23 protein-coding genes, 1 pseudogene and 1 riboswitch are annotated in these 23,402 nt (G+C 34.0%); of the genes and pseudogenes, 7 read left to right on the top strand and 17 right to left on the bottom strand.

From position 1 onward, the window contains the following. Nucleotides 1-10: 10 nt before the first annotated feature. From cobJ to RBG61_RS08435, 11 genes are all read right to left on the bottom strand, one after another. Nucleotides 11-739: a precorrin-3B C(17)-methyltransferase gene (cobJ, locus tag RBG61_RS08485; RefSeq protein ID WP_307942610.1), complete on the bottom strand. Its 729-nt coding sequence runs from the start codon at nt 737-739 to the stop codon at nt 11-13. After that, entirely contained in the window at nt 736-1,743 is a 1,008-nt protein-coding gene (locus RBG61_RS08480; protein ID WP_307942608.1) for a glutamyl-tRNA reductase, read from the bottom strand. Before RBG61_RS08480 ends, cobJ begins: the two co-directional genes overlap by 4 nt. Continuing rightward, entirely contained in the window at nt 1,740-2,729 is a 990-nt protein-coding gene (locus RBG61_RS08475) for a cobalt-precorrin 5A hydrolase (RefSeq protein WP_307942606.1), read from the bottom strand. The genes RBG61_RS08480 and RBG61_RS08475 overlap by 4 nt, the downstream gene beginning before the upstream one ends. Next, complete coding sequence (gene cobM, locus RBG61_RS08470; RefSeq protein ID WP_307942604.1) at nt 2,720-3,481, bottom strand: precorrin-4 C(11)-methyltransferase; 762 nt, start codon at nt 3,479-3,481, stop codon at nt 2,720-2,722. The genes RBG61_RS08475 and cobM overlap by 10 nt, the downstream gene beginning before the upstream one ends. After that, nucleotides 3,481-4,155, bottom strand: coding sequence for a precorrin-2 C(20)-methyltransferase (cobI, locus tag RBG61_RS08465; RefSeq protein ID WP_307942601.1), 675 nt, complete (start codon nt 4,153-4,155; stop codon nt 3,481-3,483). Before cobI ends, cobM begins: the two co-directional genes overlap by 1 nt. Beyond that, nucleotides 4,136-5,293, bottom strand: a complete 1,158-nt coding sequence (gene cbiD, locus RBG61_RS08460) for a cobalt-precorrin-5B (C(1))-methyltransferase CbiD (RefSeq protein WP_307942599.1) — start codon at nt 5,291-5,293, stop codon at nt 4,136-4,138. The genes cobI and cbiD overlap by 20 nt, the downstream gene beginning before the upstream one ends. Next, entirely contained in the window at nt 5,280-6,128 is an 849-nt protein-coding gene (locus RBG61_RS08455) for an ATP-binding cassette domain-containing protein (protein WP_307942597.1), read from the bottom strand. Before RBG61_RS08455 ends, cbiD begins: the two co-directional genes overlap by 14 nt. Further along, nucleotides 6,125-6,907: a cobalt ECF transporter T component CbiQ gene (gene cbiQ, locus RBG61_RS08450; protein WP_307942595.1), complete on the bottom strand. Its 783-nt coding sequence runs from the start codon at nt 6,905-6,907 to the stop codon at nt 6,125-6,127. Before cbiQ ends, RBG61_RS08455 begins: the two co-directional genes overlap by 4 nt. After that, entirely contained in the window at nt 6,891-7,193 is a 303-nt protein-coding gene (locus tag RBG61_RS08445; protein WP_307942594.1) for an energy-coupling factor ABC transporter substrate-binding protein, read from the bottom strand. The genes cbiQ and RBG61_RS08445 overlap by 17 nt, the downstream gene beginning before the upstream one ends. A gap of 11 nt (nt 7,194-7,204) precedes the next feature. After that, nucleotides 7,205-7,942: an energy-coupling factor ABC transporter permease gene (locus RBG61_RS08440; protein WP_307942593.1), complete on the bottom strand. Its 738-nt coding sequence runs from the start codon at nt 7,940-7,942 to the stop codon at nt 7,205-7,207. Between the two features lie 202 nt (nt 7,943-8,144). Then, a riboswitch (cobalamin riboswitch) is annotated at nt 8,145-8,321 on the bottom strand. 287 nt (nt 8,322-8,608) lie between these two features. Continuing rightward, nucleotides 8,609-9,142: a GNAT family N-acetyltransferase gene (locus RBG61_RS08435; RefSeq protein WP_307942591.1), complete on the bottom strand. Its 534-nt coding sequence runs from the start codon at nt 9,140-9,142 to the stop codon at nt 8,609-8,611. Between the two features lie 267 nt (nt 9,143-9,409). On the opposite strand from RBG61_RS08435, the gene RBG61_RS08430 reads away from it, so the two are divergent. The 3 genes and pseudogenes from RBG61_RS08430 to RBG61_RS08420 form a co-directional block, all read left to right on the top strand. Next, nucleotides 9,410-10,666, top strand: a complete 1,257-nt coding sequence (locus tag RBG61_RS08430; RefSeq protein ID WP_307942589.1) for an IS1182 family transposase — start codon at nt 9,410-9,412, stop codon at nt 10,664-10,666. Nucleotides 10,667-10,728: 62 nt separating this feature from the next. Beyond that, nucleotides 10,729-11,955, top strand: a complete 1,227-nt coding sequence (locus RBG61_RS08425) for an IS256 family transposase (protein ID WP_307942478.1) — start codon at nt 10,729-10,731, stop codon at nt 11,953-11,955. 160 nt (nt 11,956-12,115) lie between these two features. Continuing rightward, nucleotides 12,116-12,343, top strand: a pseudogene (locus RBG61_RS08420) (hypothetical protein); the annotation flags it as partial. A gap of 46 nt (nt 12,344-12,389) precedes the next feature. On the opposite strand, the gene pflB reads toward RBG61_RS08420, so the two are convergent. Both pflB and RBG61_RS08410 read right to left on the bottom strand, forming a co-directional pair. Further along, the gene (gene pflB, locus RBG61_RS08415) at nt 12,390-14,606 is read right to left on the bottom strand and encodes a formate C-acetyltransferase (protein WP_307942588.1); all 2,217 of its coding nucleotides are present in this window, start codon (nt 14,604-14,606) and stop codon (nt 12,390-12,392) included. Between the two features lie 224 nt (nt 14,607-14,830). Continuing rightward, nucleotides 14,831-15,319 (bottom strand): deoxycytidylate deaminase, encoded by a 489-nt coding sequence (locus RBG61_RS08410; protein ID WP_307942587.1) that lies wholly within the window; start codon nt 15,317-15,319, stop codon nt 14,831-14,833. A 160-nt stretch (nt 15,320-15,479) separates the two neighbouring features. Between RBG61_RS08410 and rsmA the strand changes: the two genes are divergently transcribed. Further along, nucleotides 15,480-16,340, top strand: coding sequence for a 16S rRNA (adenine(1518)-N(6)/adenine(1519)-N(6))-dimethyltransferase RsmA (rsmA, locus tag RBG61_RS08405; protein ID WP_307942586.1), 861 nt, complete (start codon nt 15,480-15,482; stop codon nt 16,338-16,340). Nucleotides 16,341-16,343: 3 nt separating this feature from the next. Then, nucleotides 16,344-17,501 carry a radical SAM family heme chaperone HemW gene (gene hemW, locus RBG61_RS08400; protein ID WP_307942584.1) on the top strand — a complete coding sequence of 386 codons (1,158 nt, stop codon included), beginning with the start codon at nt 16,344-16,346 and terminating at the stop codon, nt 17,499-17,501. A 202-nt stretch (nt 17,502-17,703) separates the two neighbouring features. Here the strand turns inward: hemW and RBG61_RS08395 are convergent, their stop codons facing one another. Next, nucleotides 17,704-17,979 (bottom strand): SpoVG family protein, encoded by a 276-nt coding sequence (locus RBG61_RS08395; protein WP_307942581.1) that lies wholly within the window; start codon nt 17,977-17,979, stop codon nt 17,704-17,706. A 319-nt stretch (nt 17,980-18,298) separates the two neighbouring features. On the opposite strand from RBG61_RS08395, the gene murC reads away from it, so the two are divergent. Both murC and nagB read left to right on the top strand, forming a co-directional pair. After that, nucleotides 18,299-19,669, top strand: a complete 1,371-nt coding sequence (murC, locus tag RBG61_RS08390; protein ID WP_307942580.1) for a UDP-N-acetylmuramate--L-alanine ligase — start codon at nt 18,299-18,301, stop codon at nt 19,667-19,669. Between the two features lie 146 nt (nt 19,670-19,815). Then, on the top strand, nt 19,816-20,559 hold the full coding sequence (gene nagB, locus RBG61_RS08385) for a glucosamine-6-phosphate deaminase (protein WP_307942579.1): 744 nt from the start codon (nt 19,816-19,818) through the stop codon (nt 20,557-20,559). 87 nt (nt 20,560-20,646) lie between these two features. Here nagB and RBG61_RS08380 read toward each other — a convergent pair whose 3' ends face one another. The 3 genes from RBG61_RS08380 to RBG61_RS08370 all read right to left on the bottom strand — a co-directional run bounded on the left by RBG61_RS08380 (nt 20,647) and on the right by RBG61_RS08370 (nt 23,151). Next, a complete protein-coding gene (locus RBG61_RS08380; protein ID WP_307942577.1) occupies nt 20,647-21,828 on the bottom strand; it encodes a DUF4238 domain-containing protein in 1,182 nt (393 codons plus the stop codon). Between the two features lie 469 nt (nt 21,829-22,297). Next, complete coding sequence (locus RBG61_RS08375) at nt 22,298-22,588, bottom strand: hypothetical protein (protein ID WP_307942574.1); 291 nt, start codon at nt 22,586-22,588, stop codon at nt 22,298-22,300. Nucleotides 22,589-22,722: 134 nt separating this feature from the next. Beyond that, a complete protein-coding gene (locus RBG61_RS08370) occupies nt 22,723-23,151 on the bottom strand; it encodes a GNAT family N-acetyltransferase (protein WP_307942571.1) in 429 nt (142 codons plus the stop codon). Nucleotides 23,152-23,402: the final 251 nt, after the last annotated feature.

Below are 23,402 nucleotides of genomic sequence, written 5' to 3'. Positions count from 1 at the left end.
CCTTATAGCTTTATAGATGATAGCCCCTTGGTGTTACAAGCTTTCCGTTTACTACTTTTGTTTGGCTGTTTCCTACTATTACGGTTGTAAACATGTCAACCTCTTTATCTTTCAGCTCCTGCAACGTACATAATGTATAGGATTGCCCTTCTCTTCCGATATTTTTAACATATCCGCATTTGGTATCTGGGGATTTGAACAACAGCATTTGCTCACAAGCCTTTTTAAGATAATCATGTCGTTTTTTACTGGAAGGATTATATAAACAGATTACAAAATCAGCATCAGAAGCCAGTCTTAATCTTTTTTCGATTTTTTCCCAAGGGGTTAAAAGGTCGCTTAAACTTACAATTGCAAAATCATGAATCAACGGAGCACCCAACACTGCGGCACTTGAACAAGCGGCAGTAATTCCGGAAACAACTTGAATTTCAACCTCGGGATTTTCTTGTGCTACTTCAATCATGATTCCCGCCATACCATAAACACCAGCGTCGCCACTGCATACCATTGAAACCGTTTGTCCTTTTAGAGCGTATTCAAGTGCGATTTTACAACGGTCAACTTCCTTTTTCATAGGTGTTGATTCCACCGTTTTACCGCTTACCAATTCTTTTATCAGCTCAACATATAGGTCATATCCAACGATAACATCGCTATCTTGTATTGCAGTTTTTGCTTCATTTGTCATAAATATTTCATTGCCAGGGCCGATTCCTACTACATATATCTTTTTCAAATTGTAACTAGCTCCTTATTTTTCGAATAGTTTTTCCATTTTATAAAATCGCCATGATATTTTTCTATGATAGCATCAATTTCTTCGAGTTGTTGTGCATGAGATTTATTGATTGCGTCTTTACCTATTGTATCAATATCATACAATGTAATATTTCCAAGGTCAGCAATATCCGATTCAATATCACGAGGTACTGCTAGATCAATCATAATCTTCGGATAACTTTTTACCAATAAAAGTTTTTCTTTCTCAACAGTAAAATGAGGGCTTAATGTACAGCTTATTAATATATCAAAATCAGCCATATTCTCATATCTTTCAGCATAATCAATTGCTTTTGCTCCTATTGGAAGCTGAACATCAGAATACTTATATTGTCGTAATGTCATTGTAACGTCATACTCATTTTCAATGAGTGTTTTCGCAACTAATTTTCCTACTTCACCATTTCCGATTACGAGAACTTTATTTCCGATATCCTTATGTTTATTCAAAACCGAAAGCGTTTTTAATGCAACCGTATTCTCAGAATTTGAAAATTTAATTTTGGTTTTAATTTTCTTAGCACAAGTTATTGCGGTTCTAAAAAGCACCTCCAAAATATTATCCGTTGCATTATTTTCTCTTGCAAGTATAAGGGAGTTTTTAACTTGCGTAATAATTTGATCTTCGCCCCATATTTGAGATTTTGCGCCACATGAAAGCCTGCATAAATGCCAAAATAAATCTTCACCTTGACGAGCTTTGTGCAAGTTTTGATATTTCAAATAGTCAGCATCTATTATTGAACATATGATTTCAAATGGATTTGCTTCATATCCATCAACACAAGAAAGGTAAATCTCTGTACGGTTGCAAGTTGAAACAATAACCGAACCAAGAATATTTTCATTCAATTTAAGCTTTTCATATATTTTATTTTGGCAGGATTTTGTAAAAGAAAATTTTTCTCTTATATGAAGCCCTGCCATGGAATAATCTATTCCTGCCATTCGTACATTCAAAATTTACATCCCCATTTTTCAGTTGATATGGCTATTGTCATACCATTATTTGATTGTTTCTTTAATATCAATTCTCCACCGTTTTTCATTACCGCACTTCGTTCACATACGTTATCGACTCCTGTTGTTTTCTTTACAAACTCGGAGTACGAAAAATCGCCTTTTACTTTAGAAAGTTCGTCTGAAGTATAAGTTTGAAACGGTATTTTATATTTATTACAAAATTGTATGATACATTCTTCCTCTTTTTTTAAATCAATAGAAGCAATTTCTTTTACCGCTTTCATTGAAATGGCAAGGTTTTGAAGTGTATCTAAAACATATTGTTCAAATACTTTTGCATCAGTATTTTTTTTGCAGCCTACTCCTATGGTTATTATTTTTGGAATCACGTTAAGGGTAATATCAAATGGATGTTTCTTTTCATCCAAAGAAACCATAATACCTATATTGAAATTATCACTTTTCACTACACCATCGGGAAGTGGATCGCCACATTCAAAATCACTTGCAAAGCCAACTTGTTCGCCTTTTAATAATGCAGAGGAAATATACTTAATTTTTGATATATCTGGTATCACACAGTTTGAATTTGTGCTCCAAACGTCAACCGCAAAGACATTGTTTAAATCGGTTGCTGTTGTAATAATCGGAGTTGCATTTAAAAAGTCGGCAGTCGTTTGAGCAAGCTTATTTGCACCACCTATATGTCCCGATAAAATTGGAATAACATATTTGCCTAATTCATCAATTACAATCACAGCAGGATCGGTATCTTTTGATTTTATATATGGTGCAATCAATCTTACAGCAATGCCTACCGCACCAATAAAAATAATACCATCCAATAAAAAACAGTCTTTTACGAATTCTTTTACATTTTGAGTAGCTTTATCATATATCGTAAATTCAATATTTTCTATCGTTGCAATTTTGTTTGCAACTGCTTCACCATTACTTGTAAAACAAAGCAATCCTATTCGCATTTTACTGCCTCTCTAAATTCATGCGTAAAATATTTATCATATAGCTTAGAACGTGAATAGCGATCTCCTAAAAATCCACCTACCATAATAAGTGCCATTTTGTGAATATCGTTATCCAATGCAGCTTTTTCAATATCCTTAACGGTAGTAATAATAACCTTTTCATCAGGCCAAGTAGCTTTATAAACAATAGCCGCCGGAGTATCTTCTTTATATCCACCATCTATCAGACGCTTTGACAATTCGCCAAGCATTGTACTTGTTAAAAAGACTACCATTGTTGCATTGTGTGAAGCAAGCTTTTCAATATCTTCTTTTTCGGGAACTGGAGTCCTGCCTGCCATACGGGTTAATATCACCGTTTGGCTTACATCAGGCAACGTAAATTCCGCTTTTAAAGCAGATGCTGCACCGATAAATGAGCTTACACCAGGTACAACGGTATATTCAATATCATAGCCATCAAGCAAGTCCATTTGTTCTCTAATTGCACCATAAATGCATGGATCACCAGTATGAAGTCGTACCGTCATTTTGTTCTCTTTTTCGGCTTTTACCATAACGTCGATAACTTCTTCCAATGTCATTTTTGCACTATTATAGATTTCACAATTGGATTTTGTATATGTTAATAGTTCGGGATTCACAAGCGAGCCCGCATATATTACAACATCAGCCTCTTCAAGCTTTTGCTTTCCTCTAACTGTAATTAAATCAACCGCACCCGGCCCTGCACCTATAAAATAAACCATCATTTTTTCTCCTTTACAATTATAACATTAAAGTAGCTTGAATTTTCATCTAATGTATCAAGGGATTTGTGTATTTTTTCATTTTCCATTCCACAGCATTCCACAGACTGTGCTTGCTTTTCATTCAGTAGTTCTTTGATTTTAGCTATACTTTTTCCCGATTTCATCAATACTTTATTTCCATTGTAATTTACTGCTTGTTCGGTATCTTCGTATGAAGCAGGAATGATGTGAAGCGGCTCTCCCCCCTCACAAAGAGGAATGTTTAACTTTGCTGCGACTGCACAAAAAGACGGAACGCCCGAAATAATTTCAGCTTCATAGCCCATATTTTGAAGCTTTTGATGAACATATAGCGTTGTAGAATAGATGGTAGGATCGCCCAATGTTAAAAAGGCAACACTCTTGTTTTGGTCGAGATAACTTGCCAGCAAATTTGCCGCAGATTGATGATATTCCTCTAATTTAGCTTTATCTCGAATCATAGGCATATCGCAATAGATTATTTCTTTATCCTTAATATGCTCTGCCACAATTTTCAATACGGCATTTTCACTTGCACCGCTGTTTGGAACTGCAATAATATCGCAATTTCTTATTACTTCAACCGCTTTATATGTTATTAATTTCGGATCACCAGGACCTGTACCCACGCTATAGAATTTCGCTTTCATCTTCAATACCCCTTATTTCTTTTGCAAATTCGTCTGCATTTTCTGTTTGCGTAATAATGCTATCATCCGTTGAAAAAATATAAAATTCAACCTGCATTTTACCTTTAGTTCTATAATCTATATGAAACTGTATTTTTTCTTTTATTGAAGCAAAAACTTGATTTTTCAATCCCGCTTTTTCTATTATTTCGATTGCTTCATCCGTTGTTTTACAGTTCATTATCTGTTTTATTGTTACGCTAGTAGCTCCAGCCATAGCTGAATGAGCTGCTAAAATTTCCATTCTACAATCAGCATATGAAGAATGGGTATTCATAATTCCGCCTGCAATTTTAACAAGCTTTCCAATATGTCCGACAAGTAAGACTTTTTCAAATCCGCTATAGACCAAGTAGTCCAGTGTTTCACCAATATAGTTTGAAAATTTAATTCCTTTATCAATATCAAAATGTAAGACATTTTTACAATAATCTCTTCCGTAATTACCTGGTGAAATCAATATCAATTTTTCATTTTTCACTTTTTGCTTATCAATCAATACCTTAATTGTATCAATAAGCGCTTTTTCACTCATAGGCTCAACGATTCCGGTTGTACCTAAAATAGAAATTCCGCCTACTATTCCGAGTCTTGGATTAAACGTTTTTTTTGCAATTTCTTCTCCGTTTTGAGCGGATATTGTTATTTCCAATCCTTTATCATAGGAATATTTCTCGCATATCTTTTGTGCATTTTGCGTTATCATTTTTTTTGGAACGGGATTGATAGCAGGCTCGCCAACTTCACATTGCAAACCTTTGCTTGTTACTAAGCCAACGCCCTTTCCACCTTTAATATGGATTCCTTTATCACATAACATGACCTTTGAAAAAATCCTTATTCCATCGGTTACATCGGGATCATCTCCTGCATCTTTTTGCACACTGCAAGAGGCAAAGTTTTCTCCTATGTTAATATCATTTACTTCAAATAAAGCCTCGTTTGAGTTTGGTAGCATAATTTTTATATGATCAACTCGCTGCCCTGATAGAATCATTTGTGTTGCAGCGGCTGTCGCCGCTGTCGCACAACTCCCCGTTGTATAACCACAACGAAGCTTTTGACCGTTTTTCACTACAATATCGTTATTTTTGTTCACTTTGCAGCAACTCCCTGATATTCTTTCTCGCTTTTGAAATGGTTGAGGCTCTTTCATCAGTATTCATATGATCTTCTTTTTTTAATATTTCCATAAGATGCGCTATTCTTGGAAGTCTTAATGAATAACTTCTAAGTTCATCTGCCTTTGTAAACAGTTCTTCACTCGTATCGCTTAATACTACTTTTCCGTGATCAAGTACATATGCATAATCACAGTAAAGCGGTACAATATCTATATCATGAGTTGAAATAATGATTGTTAGATTGTTTTGAGATTGTAAATCGGTAAGAAGTTTTAAAATATCGCTTACTCCGCTCGGGTCAAGCCCTGCGGTTGGTTCATCCAGTATGATGATATCAGGCTTCATTGCCAAGACTCCGGCTATTGCAACACGCTTTTTTTGTCCAAAGCTTAACGCATGAGTTGGCTTATTTACATATTCCTGTATACCCGTTTTCATAATAACATCATCTACAATTTTTTTTGTTTCTTCTTTTGAAAGCCCCAAATTCATAGGTCCAAAAGAAATATCGCTTAATACATCTGCTGAAAAAAGCTGGTCATTGGGATCTTGGAATACAATTCCGACACGTTTTCTAAGTTCCATGATATTTTTCTTGTTATATGTAACCAATTTGCCATCAAAATAAACTTCACCTTCGGAAGGGGTAAGTACACCGTTTAAATTCAAAAACAAGGTGGATTTTCCCGCACCGTTTCCGCCTAATATTGCCGTAACCTTACCTTTTTCAATTGAAATATTCACTTGATTCAAAGCAAGATGTTCTTGGTCATAGCTGTAACTTAAGTTTCTTGTTTCGATTAATTTCACAGTATAAACCTCCTTTCAATGAATGATATTGCAATTAGTATCACTCCATTTAATATTGAAAACAACATCAATTTTTTTTGATTGCCATATGTTTTTTCAAGTGTTTTGAATTCGCCGGTATAGCCTCGTGATTCAAGTGCTGAATAGATTCTGTCGCAACGCATATAGGTTCTCAGAAACAATCTTGCTATCAGCTCACCAGTTGATTTCACCGAAGTTTTAAAATCAATATATCCAAGCCTTGATGACTGGGCAATTTTCATTTTTGCAGCTTCATCCAAAAGAATAAAAATATAGTTATAAATCAGCTCCATCAACGAAATCATTAACTTTGGAATTTTCAATTTCTCTAATGCTGCTAAAATATCTGTCATCGGAGTATTTAACGAAATAAAATACATACAGCTTACCGCTGCAAGTGCTTTCAAAATAAGGTTTAATCCATACATTAAAGAAGTATAATCAATACCATAAACACTATTTTGAAGTTGAAAACCAAGTAAAACCCTATGGCCAATTGAATGCTTAGAAATAATAATAGACAAAGTACCTATGATTAAAAAAGCAAATGGAATCAACATCAAATTCAAATATTTTCTAAAACCTATTTGCGTATATTTAACCGATATTAGCCCCATTAAAATTATTGTAACGATATTTGCTAAAAATGAATTTGCAAATAAACATATCATTAAAGGAATACAGCCGAAAAGTAATTTACTTTTCGGCAATTCCTTAGAAAGTTTTGATGAATAAGCATAGCTATCTATTTTTATCATCTTTTTCCTCTTTTTTTGGCTTAGCTGTCATTCTGCCAAATATAAATCCCATGATTCCAGCGCCTATTGCTGCTTGAGTACAAAAAAGTAATGATTCAACCTCACCGCTTGGCAGTTCAATAATCGGTTCAAACCAAGGCTTGTAGTTTGGATCAATTTTTGTTATCGCTTCTTCTGCTAATCCGTCTGCTCCTGCAAATTCTGCATTTTTAAAGATAACGAGCGGAACAACAGCAATCACAACTGCAATAATTATCAGTATTAGATTCTTTTTAAACATTGACATATTATTACCCCCTAAATAACTGTTAATTCTTTAAGTTCTGAGCTTCTGTATTTTGCAATTACATTGAATACAACTACGGTTACCAATCCCTCGCATATCGCAAGTGGAATTTGTGTCAATGCAAATATACTCAAGAATTTTACAAGTGATGCGATAACGCTACCACCATCAGGATGTGCAAAGGCAAGTTGAACGGAAGTAGTTACATATGTAAGTAAGTCACCTAAAAACGCTGCAAGAAATACAGATATTCCTACACTCACTTTAGATTTTCTACAGATTTTATATATGAAAAAAGAAACGATAGGACCAACAATTCCCATTGAAAATGTATTTGCTCCTAGTGTTGTTATTCCACCATGAGCAAGCAAAAGCGCTTGGAACAGCAAAACAATAACACCGATAACAGACATAACAAGAGGTCCAAATAAGATAGCACCAAGTCCAACACCAGTTGGGTGTGAGCAGCTTCCAGTTACAGAAGGGATTTTAAGTGCTGATAAAACAAATGCAAACGCACCACATAGTGCAAGTAAAACTAGATTTTTTTGATTTGCAGTAACTTTTTTCTTAATTGCAAAGAAGCCTGCAACAATGAATGGTATGCAAATAACACCCCAGCTAATAGCCCATACCGGCTGCAAAAAGCCTTCCATGATATGCATTGCACTTACATTCATTTGTACTGCTAAAAATAATGAAATAACGAATGAGAATAAAATAATTCTTTTTTCAGATTTTTTAAACATACTTTCTCCTCCAATTTAGTAAAAATAGGTTCGACTAATAAACTCTTTCACCTCCAATAGTTGCGAAAAAGCCAAAAGGCTCTATCGCAAATACTGCGTTAGAGCCTTTTTATTATTTATTGAATAATCAGTATGTACCGAAAAAACTACAATCGTACAAAACAATACCCCATAAATAACATTCTCTGTATCCACGCAGAAAAATGCAATCTAAATAAAGGCAGGTCTTCTGGCTTAGCTTCATCACACACATTCGTCTTCCCAGTATTCCAGTGACATCATGAAAGTATGCTCCACATTACAGCAACGGGATTGCGTAGGAATTTCACCCAACTTCCCTTTTCATTGTGCTTATTAAATCCAAGTTTAAAATCACAGTTAATGACTCTAAATAAAATTTGTATAAGCAACAAACCCCTATTTATTATAATCATAGGTGATTATTAAGAGTATGTCAATTGTTTTAAATAAATATGCTTTATTATTACTAAAAACCGCTTATTTTTACAAGCTTTTGTCTGATAATCAGCTTATGTGATCATTACTAGGCTTTCACTTTTTGAAATTAGGCGGACATCCTAAACTGACCTCCTAAAATACACTTTAAAATTTTATAACTAAAGGTACTGTTTGTTAAATAGGAACCTTGTTTTCTAAGTAAAATTCTCATTTTGTCAAGTACTCTTCTTTCAATATAGAGTAATTAAATCTGTCGTATTTTTTACCATTTAAGTATATTGCTTTTCGTTCTTTCCCTTCTAGAATGAAACCACATTTTTCTAGAGATTTTTGTGCTCCTATATTAATTTCAAGAGTATTTGCTGTTATTCTTTCCATGCCTAAGTATTCAAAGCCATAATTTAGAATTAAATTAACTGCTTGTTGACCATAACCTTTGCAACGATTTTCAATTTTAGCAATACCCATACCAACTGAACAGTTACGATTTGTTCTATCGATATCTTGTAATGCAATATCACCAATTACTGTTCCATCATTTAAGAAAATACCAAGTCTAACATTCGATTTTCCCTGTTGCTTTTGGATATCATCAAACCATTGATCTGATTTTTCCTCAGAATGCCCTATGTTTAATTGTTCTGTAGGATTATTAAAATCATATTCAAAATCGTTCCAAATTGTTTTGCAATCTTTACGTACCAATGTTGCTAAATAAATATCTTCAGCTTGTAGTTTCATTATCTTTAATACCTCACAAAAATACTCATTATCACCATTATATCACTATAAATTTTCTTTGTACACTCAATTTTTCCAAACATTTCTTGTATCCTAGCAACATAATCTTACAACGAAGCACATCAATCCCATGCAGAAAAAGCCCATGAACCACAAAAGGAGTAAGCACAACGCTTACTCCTTTCAGCTTGTAGAAAAAGTCCCCTAAATTTGATGATTTAGGGGACTTTTGACGCGAAAAATGGTATAATTAAATAGGGTGATTAAATGTTAGTTAAAGCTAAAAAAGACCGAACACAAGTAGAGTTTTTGTGCTTAGAAGAATTTATTCCAGCAGAACATTTGCTTAGAAAAATAGATAGTGCAGTGGATTTCTGTCATATATATGATTTCGTAGAGGATTTGTATTGTAAAGATAATGGAAGACCAAGCATAGACCCAGTAGTACTAATCAAAATGGTCTTAATACAACATTTGTATGGAATAAGTTCGTTGCGCAAATTGGTAGAAGAAGTACAAATGAACTGTGCATATCGTTGGTTTTTAGGATATTTAATGACAGAACAAATACCTCACTTTACAACAATAAGTTATGCCTTTAAACATAGATTTAACGAGAATACTATTGCATGCATTTTCAACTGGATATTGAATGAAATCAATGATATGGGATATCTTGACCCAGAGGTGGTATTTGTAGATGGAACCCATATAAAAGCAAATGCAAATATAAAAAAGGTTGTAAAGAAATCAATCCCCGTAGCAGCAAAACATTATGAGAAACAACTAATGGACGAAATCAATAAAGATAGAGAAGAACATAAAAAAAAGCCATTTGACGATACAAAGCCACCTAAAATAGAAGAAAAAATCATCAATGAATCAACCACTGACCCTGAAAGCGGTGTATTTCATAAAGGAGAGCATAAGAAATGCCTTGCTTATGAAGCACATACAGCTTGTGACAAAAAAGGCTACATTGTAGATGTTCATGTAACAGCAGGCAATGTACATGACAGCGTAGCATTCGATGATTTGTATGATAAATTAAAAGAAAACCACCCCGAAATCCAAACAATAGTGGCAGATAGTGCCTACAATACTCCCTATATTGCAAAAAGACTTATAGATGATGGAAAAGATTTATTAGTACCATATCGTAGACCAATGACAAAACAAGGCTTTTTTAAGAAATATGATTTTTCATATGATGAATATTTTGACTGTGTAGTATGTCCAAACAATAAAGTTTTACACTATTCCACCACGAATAGAGAAGGATACAAAGAATTTAAAAGCAATCCAAACGACTGTAAAATCTGTGGGTTTCGTTACAAATGCACTGAAAGTAAAGAATTCCAGAAACAATACACAGTTCATGTTTGGCATGAGTACTTAGAGCAAGTTTCAGATATTCGTTATGCAATAAAATACAAAGATCTTTATGCACAGCGAAAAGAAACGATTGAGCGAGTTTTTGCTGATGCGAAGAGACTCCCGAAAATTTTGTGTAAAAGTGAATAAGGTACTTCCAATCAGACAAGAATTAAGATAATAAATTCAAGTATGAAAGGAAGTATTTTTTTATGGAAAAGCAACCGAAAGAGTTATTAAAAGAGTATGTGAACAGCCAAAACTTCACAAGCACAACAGAGGTTATGCAGGCAATGAAAGAGATGTTCAAAGATGTTCTTCAGCAAGTTATGGATAGTGAATTAGACGAAGAATTGGGTTACCAAAAAAGTCAAAGAATAGCGAACGATGACGGAAAAAGCATGTCGAAAAATTATCGAAATGGATATTCAAAGAAAACAGTTAAAACACAACTTGGCGAAGTGGATATTAATGTTCCTCGTGATAGAAACGGTGAATTTGAACCACAAATTATTGGTAAATATAATCGTAATGCTGACGGGATGGAAGAAAAAATTATTGCACTTTACTCTTGTGGCATGTCTCAACGAGATATTGCTGAACAAGTAAAAAATCTTTATGATGTAGAAATTTCAGATGGACTAGTAAGCAAGATAACAGAAAAAATAATGCCGGAAGTAACAGCATGGCAAAACCGTCCACTAGATAGTGTATACCCATTTGTGTTCATGGATGCAATACACTACAAAGTAAAAGAAAACAATCAGTTTGTAACGAAAGCAGCATATGTGGTTTTAGGAATTACACTTGAAGGAAATAAAGATATATTGGGCATTTGGATTGGAGAAAACGAGAGCTCAAAATTCTGGTTGAGCGTTATGAATGACTTGAAATCAAGGGGTTTGCAAGATGTATACCTATTTTGTGTTGACGGTTTAAAAGGTTTTAAAGAAGCAATCAATGCAGCATATCCCAAAGCGCACATTCAACGTTGTATTATACATCAAATTCGATATTCAACACGATATGTAGGATACAAAGATATCAAGAAGTTAATGGCAGATCTAAAACTAGTATATCAAGCTGTTACAGAGGAAGAAGCATTGAATAATCTAATATCATTCAAAGAAAAATGGGGTAAAAGTTATCCTTCTTGCATAAAGAGTTGGGAGGATAACTGGGATATACTATCAACCTTTTTTGCATATCCAACTGATGTAAGGAAAATAATATACACAACTAATATTATTGAGGGATTAAACAGGCAGTTCAGACAAATAACCAAGAACAAACCATCATTTCAAAATGATGATAGTTTAAAAAGGATACTGTATTTAGCTTCAAAGAAAATTGTCGAACGATGGACACAACGTTGTCGAAATTGGGACGTTGTTTTAAACCAATTAAACATCATGTTTTCGGACAGAATCGCTGGATGATTCTATGTTCAGCCGCCAAAATTTAATGACAAAAGGGGCATGCCCCTTTTGTCATTAAATAAACTTGTTTCAACTAACCTATACACTATGTCAATTACTATTTTGTTCCTATTTCTTGTTCTGATTGTTTTTATATTTACACAAAATTCTTGGTATACCCGATGCGAAAGAAAAATACGCAATGCGTTATACACCTTATCGAGGTCTTGCCCAAGTAACAAACTGGGTTAGGCTTAAATTTGCGTGCATGAACCTTAAAAAGCTGGCAATACATAAGTGGAGGGTGAACTCTCCTTTTTGTATCCTTTCCACTTTTTTCAAATTTTCAACCATATATTCAAAAGCCCGACTTTGGTTACGCCAAAATCGGGCTTTTTCTTCAGACTGAAAGGAGTAAGCACAACGCTTACTCCTTTTACTATTATAATATTCAATTAGAATCTTGTATGGAATGTTCTGTTGATAACGTCTAATTGTTGTTCTCTTGAAAGCTTAATGAAGTTTACAGCATAACCGGAAACACGAATTGTTAATTGTGGGTATAACTCTGGGTGATCCATAGCATCTAGTAATACTTCACGATTTAATACGTTAACGTTAATGTGGTGGCCTGCTTCTGCAAAATAACCATCCATCAATGTTACTAAGTTTTCTGCTTTTTCTTCATCTGCTTTGCCTAATGCATCAGGAACAATTGAGAATGTATAAGAAATACCATCCTCAGACATTTCATAAGGAAGCTTCGCTACTGATTTCATAGAAGCTACACAACCTCTTGTGTCACGTCCATGCATTGGGTTTGCACCAGGTGCAAATGGCTCGCCAGCTAAACGGCCGTCTGGAGTTGAACCTGTTTTCTTACCATATACAACATTTGATGTAATTGTAAGAATAGACATTGTAGGAACACTATCACGATATGTGCGTACTTTTCTGATTTTCTTCATAAAGCTGTTTACTAGCTCTACAGCAATTTCATCTGCACGCTCATCATTATTACCGAATTTAGGGAAGTCGCCTTCGATTTCAAAATCTTTAATTAAACCATTTTCATCACGAATTGCTTTTACTTTAGCATATTTGATTGCAGATAAACTATCCGCAACAACAGAAAGTCCAGCTAAACCACAAGCAGAAGTACGAAGAATTTCTTCATCATGTAAAGCCATTTGTAATTTCTCATAGCTATATTTATCATGCATGTAGTGAATAATATTCAATGTGTTAATATATAGTTTTGATAACCAATCACAGATTAAGTCAAAACGTGCCATTACCTCATCATAATCTAAATATTCACTTGTAATTGGAGCAATCATTGGGCCAACTTGCTCGTTGTATTTCTCGTCTTTACCACCATTTAATGCATATAGTAATGCTTTTGCAAGGTTTGCGCGAGCGCCGAAGAATTGCATTTGTTTACCAATTCTCATTGCAGATACACAACAAGCAATACCATAATCATCGCCAAATTTTTGCATCATTAGGTCATCATTTTCATATTGAATAGATGAAGTTTCAATTGAAATTTTTGCACAGAATTTTTTGAAAGCTTCAGGAAGTCTTTGAGACCATAAAACTGTCATATTTGGTTCTGGTGCCGGACCTAAGTTTACAAGAGTGTGTAGGAAACGATATGTCATTTTTGTTACTAAAGTTCTTCCGTCTAATGCCATACCACCTAATGCTTCTGTTACCCAAGTTGGGTCACCAGAGAACAATTCATCATAAGCAGGTGTTCTTAAGAAACGAACCATTCTTAATTTCATAATGAAATGGTCAACGAATTCTTGGATTTCTTCTTCTGTATATTTACCGGAAGCTAAATCTTTTTCAGCATAGCAATCTAAGAATGTGGATACTCTACCAATAGACATTGCAGCACCGTTTTGCTCTTTTACTGCGCCAAGGTAACCGAAGTATAACCATTGAATCGCTTCTTTTGTATCAGTAGCAGGTTTTGAAATATCAAAGCCGTATTTAGCAGCCATATCTTTTAGTTCTTTCAATGCTCTGATTTGCTCGGAAACTTCTTCTCTTAAACGGATTGTTGGACTATCCATAATATCAAGAACTAAGTCTTCTTTTAGTGCTCTTTGTTTTTGTTGCATTAAGTAATCAACACCGTATAATGCAACTCGACGATAGTCACCAATAATTCTTCCACGGCCATAAGCATCTGGAAGACCAGTGATGATACCTGTATGACGAGCTTTTTTCATGTCATCAGTATAAGCATCAAAAACACCATCATTATGAGTTTTTCTATATTTAAATACATTTGCAACATCTTTGTTTTCTGGTTTTTCATATGCTTTTAAAGATGTTTGAACCATACGATATCCACCAAACGGAATAATTGCACGTTTTAATGGCTCATCTGTTTGTAAACCTACAATTGTTTCAAGCTCTTTATCAATGTAACCTGCTTCATGTGCGTTTACTGTTGAAATAGTATCTGCATCGATATCATAAACGCCACCACGTTTATGCTCTTCTTTCATCAATGCGCTTACTTTGTTCCATAGTTGCACAGTTTTTTGTGTTGGGTTAACTAAAAAGCTTTCATCGCCTTCGTATGGAGTATAATTGTTTATTATAAAATCTCGAACGTTAACGCTGTCTACCCATTTTGTTCTGTTGAAATCCATCTCTTTTCTCCTTTATCAAATACAATGTATACCAATAACGTATATTAAAATATACTACATTAGTATAATATCATTTTTCCACAAAAATATCAATTTATGAAACGCCGAACTTTTTTCATGCTCAATCATTCTTTTTAGTTAAAATACATAAGTTACGGGTTTATTGTTTGTAAAATATAACTAAAAAGCTCCTCTATTTACATTAGAGGAGCTTTCATGAAATATTAATACCCTAATTTACCTTCCAAGGATTCATCTTCGGATATCCAATTTTCCACATTGTATGTAGTATATTCTTCTTTTGTATTGCGCACGATAACAGTACCGATTCCGGCATTGATAATCATTCGTTTACACATAGAACAAGGAGCAGCATCAGGAATCAATTCTTTAGTTGCATAGTTTACCCCAACCAAATACAAAGTTGCACCAATCATTTGATTTCTTGAAGCAGATATAATTGCATTTGCTTCCGCATGCACAGATCGGCAAAGCTCATATCGTTCTCCTCTTGGAATATTCAACTTTTCCCTTGTGCAATAACCTAAATCAGAACAATTTTCTCTTCCTCTTGGTGCGCCAACATAACCGGTTGAAACAATCTCATCATTGTTCACAATGATTGCACCATAATTTCTTCTAAGGCAAGTTCCTCTTTCTAAAACTGCTTGAGCAATATCTAAATAATAATTTATTTTATCTCGTCTTGTCATATTTGTTCCTCCTTAAATGGATTACGAATTTATGTTTTCATTATACGTTAACTTGCAATTTTTTGCAATCCTATCTTTTTCCATTTCAATCAATTCCTCTATACAATAATACAACTTTCCGTTATAATAGTACTAATAAGAAACACAAAAGGAGTTTTCAATGAACAATCTTTCAAATATAAACACAATAAAAGATATTATGAAACGTCATGGCTTTACTTTTTCTAAATCACTTGGTCAAAACTTTCTTATCAATCCAAGCGTTTGTCCACGAATTGCAGAAATGGGTAATGCTAACCAAGACTTCGGTATTATTGAAATTGGAACAGGGTTCGGCGTATTAACAGTAGAGCTTGCAAAGAGGGCAAAAAAAGTAGTTGCAATTGAAATAGACAGCAAGCTAATCCCCGTATTAAACGAAACGCTGTCGGAATACAACAATGTTAAAGTTATTAATGAAGATGTTTTAAAGGTTGATTTAGCCAAACTGATTCAAGAAGAATTTAAAGGTATGAATGTTGCAGTTTGTGCAAATTTGCCTTACTATATCACTTCGCCTATTATCATGGGATTATTGGAACAACGTTTGCCAATTCAATCAATCACAGTAATGGTGCAAAAAGAGGCTGCACAGCGTTTATGCGCAAAAATGGGCACGAGAGATTGTGGTGCTGTAACCGCTGCTGTTTGCTATTACAGTGATCCAAAGGTATTGTTTCAAGTATCAAGAGGCAGCTTTATGCCCGCTCCCAATGTGGATTCAACGGTCATCCGCTTAGACATCAAACAAGAAACTCCAAGGAATGTAGAAAATGAGCAACATTTATTTAAGTTAATTCGTGCCGCATTTTCTCAAAGAAGAAAAACACTGGCAAACCCTGTTTCTTCGCTTATGGGCATAAAAAAAGAAGTTGTTATTGCAGCCTTAGCAGAAGTTGGGCTCAAACCAACGGCAAGAGCAGAAGAGCTAACCTTAGAACAATTTATCTTATTATCCAACCAGCTAGTAAAGGAAGCGTAAGTGATGACTGAATCTATCGGGCTGTATGTGCATATTCCGTTTTGCGCAACAAAATGCCCCTACTGTGACTTTTATTCCGTTCCCTATCAATCGTTATTAGCAGAAAAATATATCAATACAATTGTTACACATATGAAATCGTATCATGATAAGGGATATATTGCAGATACCCTTTATTTTGGTGGTGGGACACCTAGCTTAATGAAACCAGAATGGATTGAACGTATCATCCAAACCGCTAAAGATGTTTTTTCGCTTAAAGGGGAAATCACGATAGAAGCAAACCCCAATTCCGTTTCCTTAGAAAAATGTAAAGCTTATAAGCAAGCAGGTGTGAATCGCATATCATTTGGCATGCAATCCAATCATGAAAACGAACTGTCAGCATTAGGTCGAACGCATAAACCCAATCAAGTCGAAACAGCAATTTGCTTTGCAAGAGAAGCAGGAATTTTCAACATCTCTTTAGACTTAATGTTAGGAACTCCTTATCAAACACTGGAAAGTGTTTCGAAAACATTAGCCCACATTACCACACTTCCCATTACACATATTTCTGCTTATATGTTAAAAATCGAACCGAATACACCTTTTTACAATAGTGCTATTATCAATCATTGTGGGGATGAAGATTTACAATCGGATATTTATCTTCATACTGTTTCTTTTTTAGAAAATATGGGTTTTGCACAATATGAGATTTCTAACTTTTCTAAAGTCGGGTTTGAAAGTCTCCACAACCTGAAATACTGGAATTGTGAGGATTATATTGGATTTGGTGCTTCTGCACATTCTCATCTTGGAACAAAACGGTTTTATCATCCCAATGACATTGACGAGTATATCTTCACAAATGGAAATCATATTCTTTATTCCGATACCCATTCAAACGATCTTGAAGAATATGTGATGTTACAATTACGTTTAAAAAAAGGGTTAGCGTTTAATAGGTTAGTCTCAGATTTTGGAGTTGATAAAAATAAACTATTAAGAAAAGCCGAACAATATGAGCAATATGGACTTGGAAACATAAAAAACGATTACCTTTCTCTCACTCCTCAAGGCTTTTTAATATCAAATACTCTAATTTCAGATTTACTAAATGCAATAGCCGTTAATGAAAACTCCAGCTTAAATTTGTATAAAGCAACAAAGCTTTAACTATTTGTTATAATTATAGAATGAAACGCTTGACACATTGTTAAAATTAGGATAAAATAGTGGTAACGACATCCACGGAGTTAAGTATGACTCTTTTTCATATACTACCCCCACTAAAAGTAAGGCTTTTGCCTTACTTTCTTTTTTTGTCACATAAAAACAACCGTTAAAGCAAGTTGCTTTAACGGTTGTCGTTCCCTTTTTATTCTTCTGCTTCTATTTGCGCGATATGCTCTTTATATGCATCTAATAAAATTCCTTCTATTTCCGTTCTTGCCTCGGGGGTAATTGGATGAACAATATCACGAAATACACCGTTGTCATCTCTGCGGCTTGGCATTGCAATAAATAATCTTGTTGGGCCTTCAATTACCTTAATATCATGGATTGCTATGGTATCCTCAATTGTAATTGAAATAATTGCTCTTAGTCTTCCTTCACTAATTAACTTACGAATCTTGATGTCCGTTATGTTCATACTTAAGCTCCATTTCTCCGACGCATTACGTTAATAGAGATTTTATGATTCCGATACTCGTCGGACACATCGGTTCTATTGTCTATGCCATATAACTATATTCATTTTTTCATTAGAAAATGGCATACGAAACTCTATTTGTCATTATGTTTGGCAAATTTTATATTTGATATACGCAATTTTCTTAAAAGATTAAAATTAATTTCAGATAATTGTTTATTTTCATAATGCAATGCAATATAATAGATAAGAGTAATTTCATTTTGTCAATACTATTTACAAATGAATGAAGCAATAAAGCGAGGTGCAACCGACAATTATGAACATAGATTCTCATATTCTTAATGGCAAAAAACATATTCATTTTATTGGAATTGGTGGCTCTGGAATGTTTCCATTGGCACAAATCCTACATCACGAAGGTTATTATTTAACAGGTTCCGATAATAATCCTTCCGATACTCTTGAACTTGTAAAATCTTTGGGAATTCCCGTTATGATGGGACAAAAAAAAGAAAATATAGAGGGTGCAGATTTAATCGTTCACACAGCTGCTATTATGGCAGATAATGAAGAACTCATAGCTGCAAAAGCCAGTGGCGTTCCTGTCGTTGAACGAAGTGAGCTACTTGGTTTAATTACCCATCGTTATCAAAATGCAATTTGCGTTAGTGGAACACATGGTAAAACAACTACAACATCTATGCTTACCCAAATTCTATTACATGCTAACTTAGATCCTACCGCTGTAATTGGCGGAAAGCTGCCTTCTATTGGTGGCAATGGAAGGGCGGGCAAAAGCCAAACGATGGTTTGTGAAGCTTGTGAGTTCGTTGACACTTTTTTAAAGCTATATCCTGATACAGCAATTATTTTAAATATTGATGAAGACCATATGGATTATTTCAAAACTATGGATAATCTAATTGCTTCCTTCCATAAATTCTGTGAGTTAACTACTAATTTAATTATTGCAAATGGTGATGATCCTGAAGTTGCAAAAGCCTTAATTGGAATTGATAAGAAAGTAATCACCTTTGGATTGACAGATAAAAATGACTACTATGCTCAAAATATAGTTATGCATGAAGGTAAAATCCATACCACTTTTGATCTGATGCATAAAGGCGAATTATTAGGTAATCTTGACCTTTACGTTCCCGGAAAACACAATGTAACCAACTCGATTTCTGCTTGTGTAGCTGCATTAAATGCTGGCGCCACCTTTGAACAAGTAAAAGCGGGATTGGCTGAATTTAAAGGTGCAGGCAGACGATTTGAACTTCTCGCCGTTAAAAACGGTATTACCATTGTTGATGATTATGCACACCATCCAGCTGAAATAAAAGTCACACTAGATGCTGCAAAAGCCATGAACTTTAAACGTGTTATCGCTGTTCATCAACCATTCACCTATTCTAGAACAAAGCTCCATTTAGATTACTTTGCAGATGTTTTAAGCATTGCTGACATTGTTGTGTTATCCGAAATCATGGGTTCACGTGAAAAAAACACTTATAACATATATGCCAAAGATTTAGCTGATAAAATAGATGGCTGTTTGTGGTTTCCTACCTTTGACGAAATTGCTGATTATGTCGTTTCTATTGCTCAAGAAGGTGATTTAATTATTACGTTAGGCTGTGGGGATGTTTATAAAGCTGCTAAAAAAATTATCAATAAATTGTAATCTTAAAATTTTGTAATGTTTTATTACAAATAGACTGTACCTTTTATAAAAAAAGTGCTATGATAGTATGTATGAGATAAAATATTAGGGTGGGTTACGATTTTATTCATTATTTTTCATGTAACCTGCTCAAAGGAGCGTTACAAATGAAATTGATTAAAGCAACGGACTACAAAGATATGTCCAAAAAAGCTGCTAGCATCTTTGCAGCACAAATTACATTAAAACCGAATTGTGTTTTAGGTCTTGCAACCGGATCTACTCCGCTAGGTACATATGCACAACTTATTAACTGGTACAATGATGGCGATCTTGATTTTTCTCAAGTGAAAACAGTTAACCTTGATGAATATGTTGGCTTAGATGGCAACAACAATCAAAGCTATCGCTATTTCATGAATGATAAACTTTTCAATCATGTTAATATAGACAAAGCTAACACCAATGTACCAAACGGTAAAGCTACCGACAAGCAAGCTGAATGTGACCGCTACGAAGCATTAATTAAAGCTTTAGGCGGTATTGATGTTCAACTTCTTGGAATTGGTAACAACGGTCATATCGGTTTCAATGAGCCAAACAAATACTTTGATAAGGGAACTCATGAAGTAAATTTAACCGAATCTACTATCACTGCAAATGCAAGATTCTTTGCAACTATGGACGAAGTTCCAAAGACTGCAATCTCTATGGGCGTTCAAACCATTATGCAAGCTAAAAAAATCGTGCTAATTGCTAATGGACCAGCAAAAGCAGATATTATTTATGAAACTTGCTTTGGACCTATCACTCCTGATGTTCCAGCATCTGCACTACAACTTCACCCTGACGTTACTGTTATCGTTGATGAAGAAGCATACGCAACTGTTGCCAAGAAATTAGGTAAATAAGATTATTAGATATAGCAAAAGCCACCGATTACTCGGTGGCTTTGTTGTTTGGATGGGGGAAAAATGATGATAGAAAGTTTAACGCTTCTATTTTGTTAGATATTTTTTTGATAATTGTGCATCGCCACTCCAGAATTCATAAATTGGCATTTCTGAAATACTCCCAATTTTGTAGTCTGGTTGTATAGCTTTTTGGGTTTCCTCTACCGACTGATAGGCTTTTTTATATTTTTTTAGACAACACTTTTTAAACTTATAGCCCGAACAACAAGGGCATCGAATATTTTGCAAGTGAGCTTTACCATATAATTTCTTTAGTTCGTAATACTTCATTGCATATTCAATTCTATGTATATATATTTCTTGATCTTCTTTATAAAAAAACACTTCTTTCTTATTTGTATAGCCGCCATATTTACCATCATTGCTTTTAAAGAAAACCTGCGTTGCACCAAAAGAAGAATACTCCTGCTGTGATAATATCTCAAGTGTATTTTCTTTTGGTCCTGCACATTTTCTGAAAGAATTATGGTAGATTATTTTATTTATAATAAACACTTCTTCTTGGGACAATGAACAAATCTCGTTACTTTGAATAAATGCGGGAACCTTTCCATGAAATAATGCAATATAGTAAGAGGATGAGAGTGGTAGAAGAACCATGCTCTCTTTAATACCAATAGCTCTATTTGACGAATTTATAAACTGATTTTTGAATGATAATGCAACCGTCGATATGTATTGGTCAGAAATAACAAAATTATTATCTTTTGAATATAGCACGGAAAATGAGTAACAATTTCTTAAAATGTTAGCCAACTTTTTAAGATAAACACGATCTGTAATTACTTCAAGTAGCCGCCGTACTTTTGCTCTTTTTCTTAATTCATTATCATTAACTCCATAGCTAAATTCTGAAAGTACCGCGCCACTACGATAGTAAAACAGCAAGAAAGTATCAAATAACGAAGAAACAAGTTCATATATGCTACTTAAATTAGGCACATTGTTAGCAAGAGAATTTACTATATTTACAATTTGAGGAATAAACTCTGATTCAATTTTTGAAAACTCTTTTTCCAAAAAATTATCTTCAAGCAGTGGATATTCATAAGTATAGTTTTCCTCCATAGCATTTACTATCCTAGTATTATATTGCTTCTTTTTGTTAATATCACATTCAAAGATACTTTTTCCGTCTATAGAAAAAAGTCGAAGGAGTCCTTGGGATATATAATGTTGTTTTTTCGTAATTTGTTTTTCTGACATTTTAAATTTCCTCTCATTTTAACCAATTTTCATTTATGTATTGCCAAATCTCACAATACTCCTGCTCATTGCGGATTATCCTATCATTAAATGATTTTTGCCAGATAGAAAAAACAATCTATTTGGTTATTGATCCTTTAAATTGTTTTATAATCCTCGACATTTTTCCACAACAATCTATGTCTATTCGCAACACATATCGTTACAAAATATGCCCCGTATGTCGAATAATTATATTTATCTAACCGATCTGCTTTCGTTTAGATAATTCCAAAATTATCACCACCTATGAAACAATAATTTGCTCTATTAACCACAATCATACATCATTTTCCAATCTAAAACAACATCTTCATCACCTTTTAAACTTTTTATAATATCCTCGGGCGAACACACAGGTTCGCCATTACAAAATATATCTTCCCTATCAAAACACAAAGCCCACTATTACTTGAATAGTGGGCTTATATTATTCGGATAATGCTCTTTCAAGCCAAATGTCTGCAATTTCCATTGCACTAAACATTCCAACTTTTTCGCTTTTCTTTACCACCATATCTTGTGGTTTTACATCCTTGCCGGTTCTCATCAATTGAACCACGATGTTATTGGACAAAGTGAGTTGGCCTTCTTTTTTTGTATCTTGAATTTGTATCATCACTACATACTCATCTTTCATGCTACCATAATAGATAATGTTTCCTTTTTTCACCAAAGGTTTACCCTTATATGAAAAAAAATCAGTGCTTATGTTATCCATAATAGTCCTCCCTTTCATTATCTAAGTCCTTTTCAACTGTCAAAAGCTATACTACTTCATATGTCTAATTATTATTATCATACCATACTTTATACAAAGTGTAAACCAACTAGGGAAAAATTTACAAAATATTATTAGTTTAAATGCTTAATCATCCTAATATGAGGGCAATGCTCATCCATATATTCTGCTCCTACGGATTGGTATCCTGCCTTTTCATAAAATGGCTTTACTCTTACTTGAGCACTCAGCTCTAGCTCTGCTGCATTCAATTCTCTTGCTTTTTCTTCTAATGCTTTCATAATGATTTCGCCAAGCCCGGTTCCTCTATACTCTTTTATTATACATATTCTTCCACAATGATATACATCTTTTTCACAAAAAAGTCTAGCTGTTGCAATTGGCTCTTCGTTCTCATTATAGATACATAAATGATGAGCAATATTATCAATAGCGTCAAACTCTAACTCTTCTGAAAATCCTTGCTCAATAACAAAAACTTTTTTTCTAACAAAAAAGCAATCAAATAAATGCTCTTTTCCATAATTCCATTTCATTTTCATAATATATAAAGTCCTCCGCCTTCTTTTACTTCAATGTTTCATTATCAAATACAAAGTGTACTTAATATTATAATACTGAGACTATTGTTACTCAAGTCTTTTTTATCAAAGCACATGAGTAATACACTCATTTACTTGCATGTAAGAAACCGGAATTTTCTACTACTGACGTTTAACAAAATGTGTATAAAACGAAAGATACTACCCAACAATATAGATATTATATGCAAGCTATTTTTCAACACTGCATG

The sequence above is a fragment of the Paludicola sp. MB14-C6 genome, from assembly GCF_030908625.1.
In the GTDB taxonomy this organism is placed as follows: domain Bacteria; phylum Bacillota; class Clostridia; order Oscillospirales; family Ruminococcaceae; genus Paludihabitans.
Note: the sequence above shows the minus strand (reverse complement) of the source record. Positions and strands in the feature narration are given on the sequence as shown.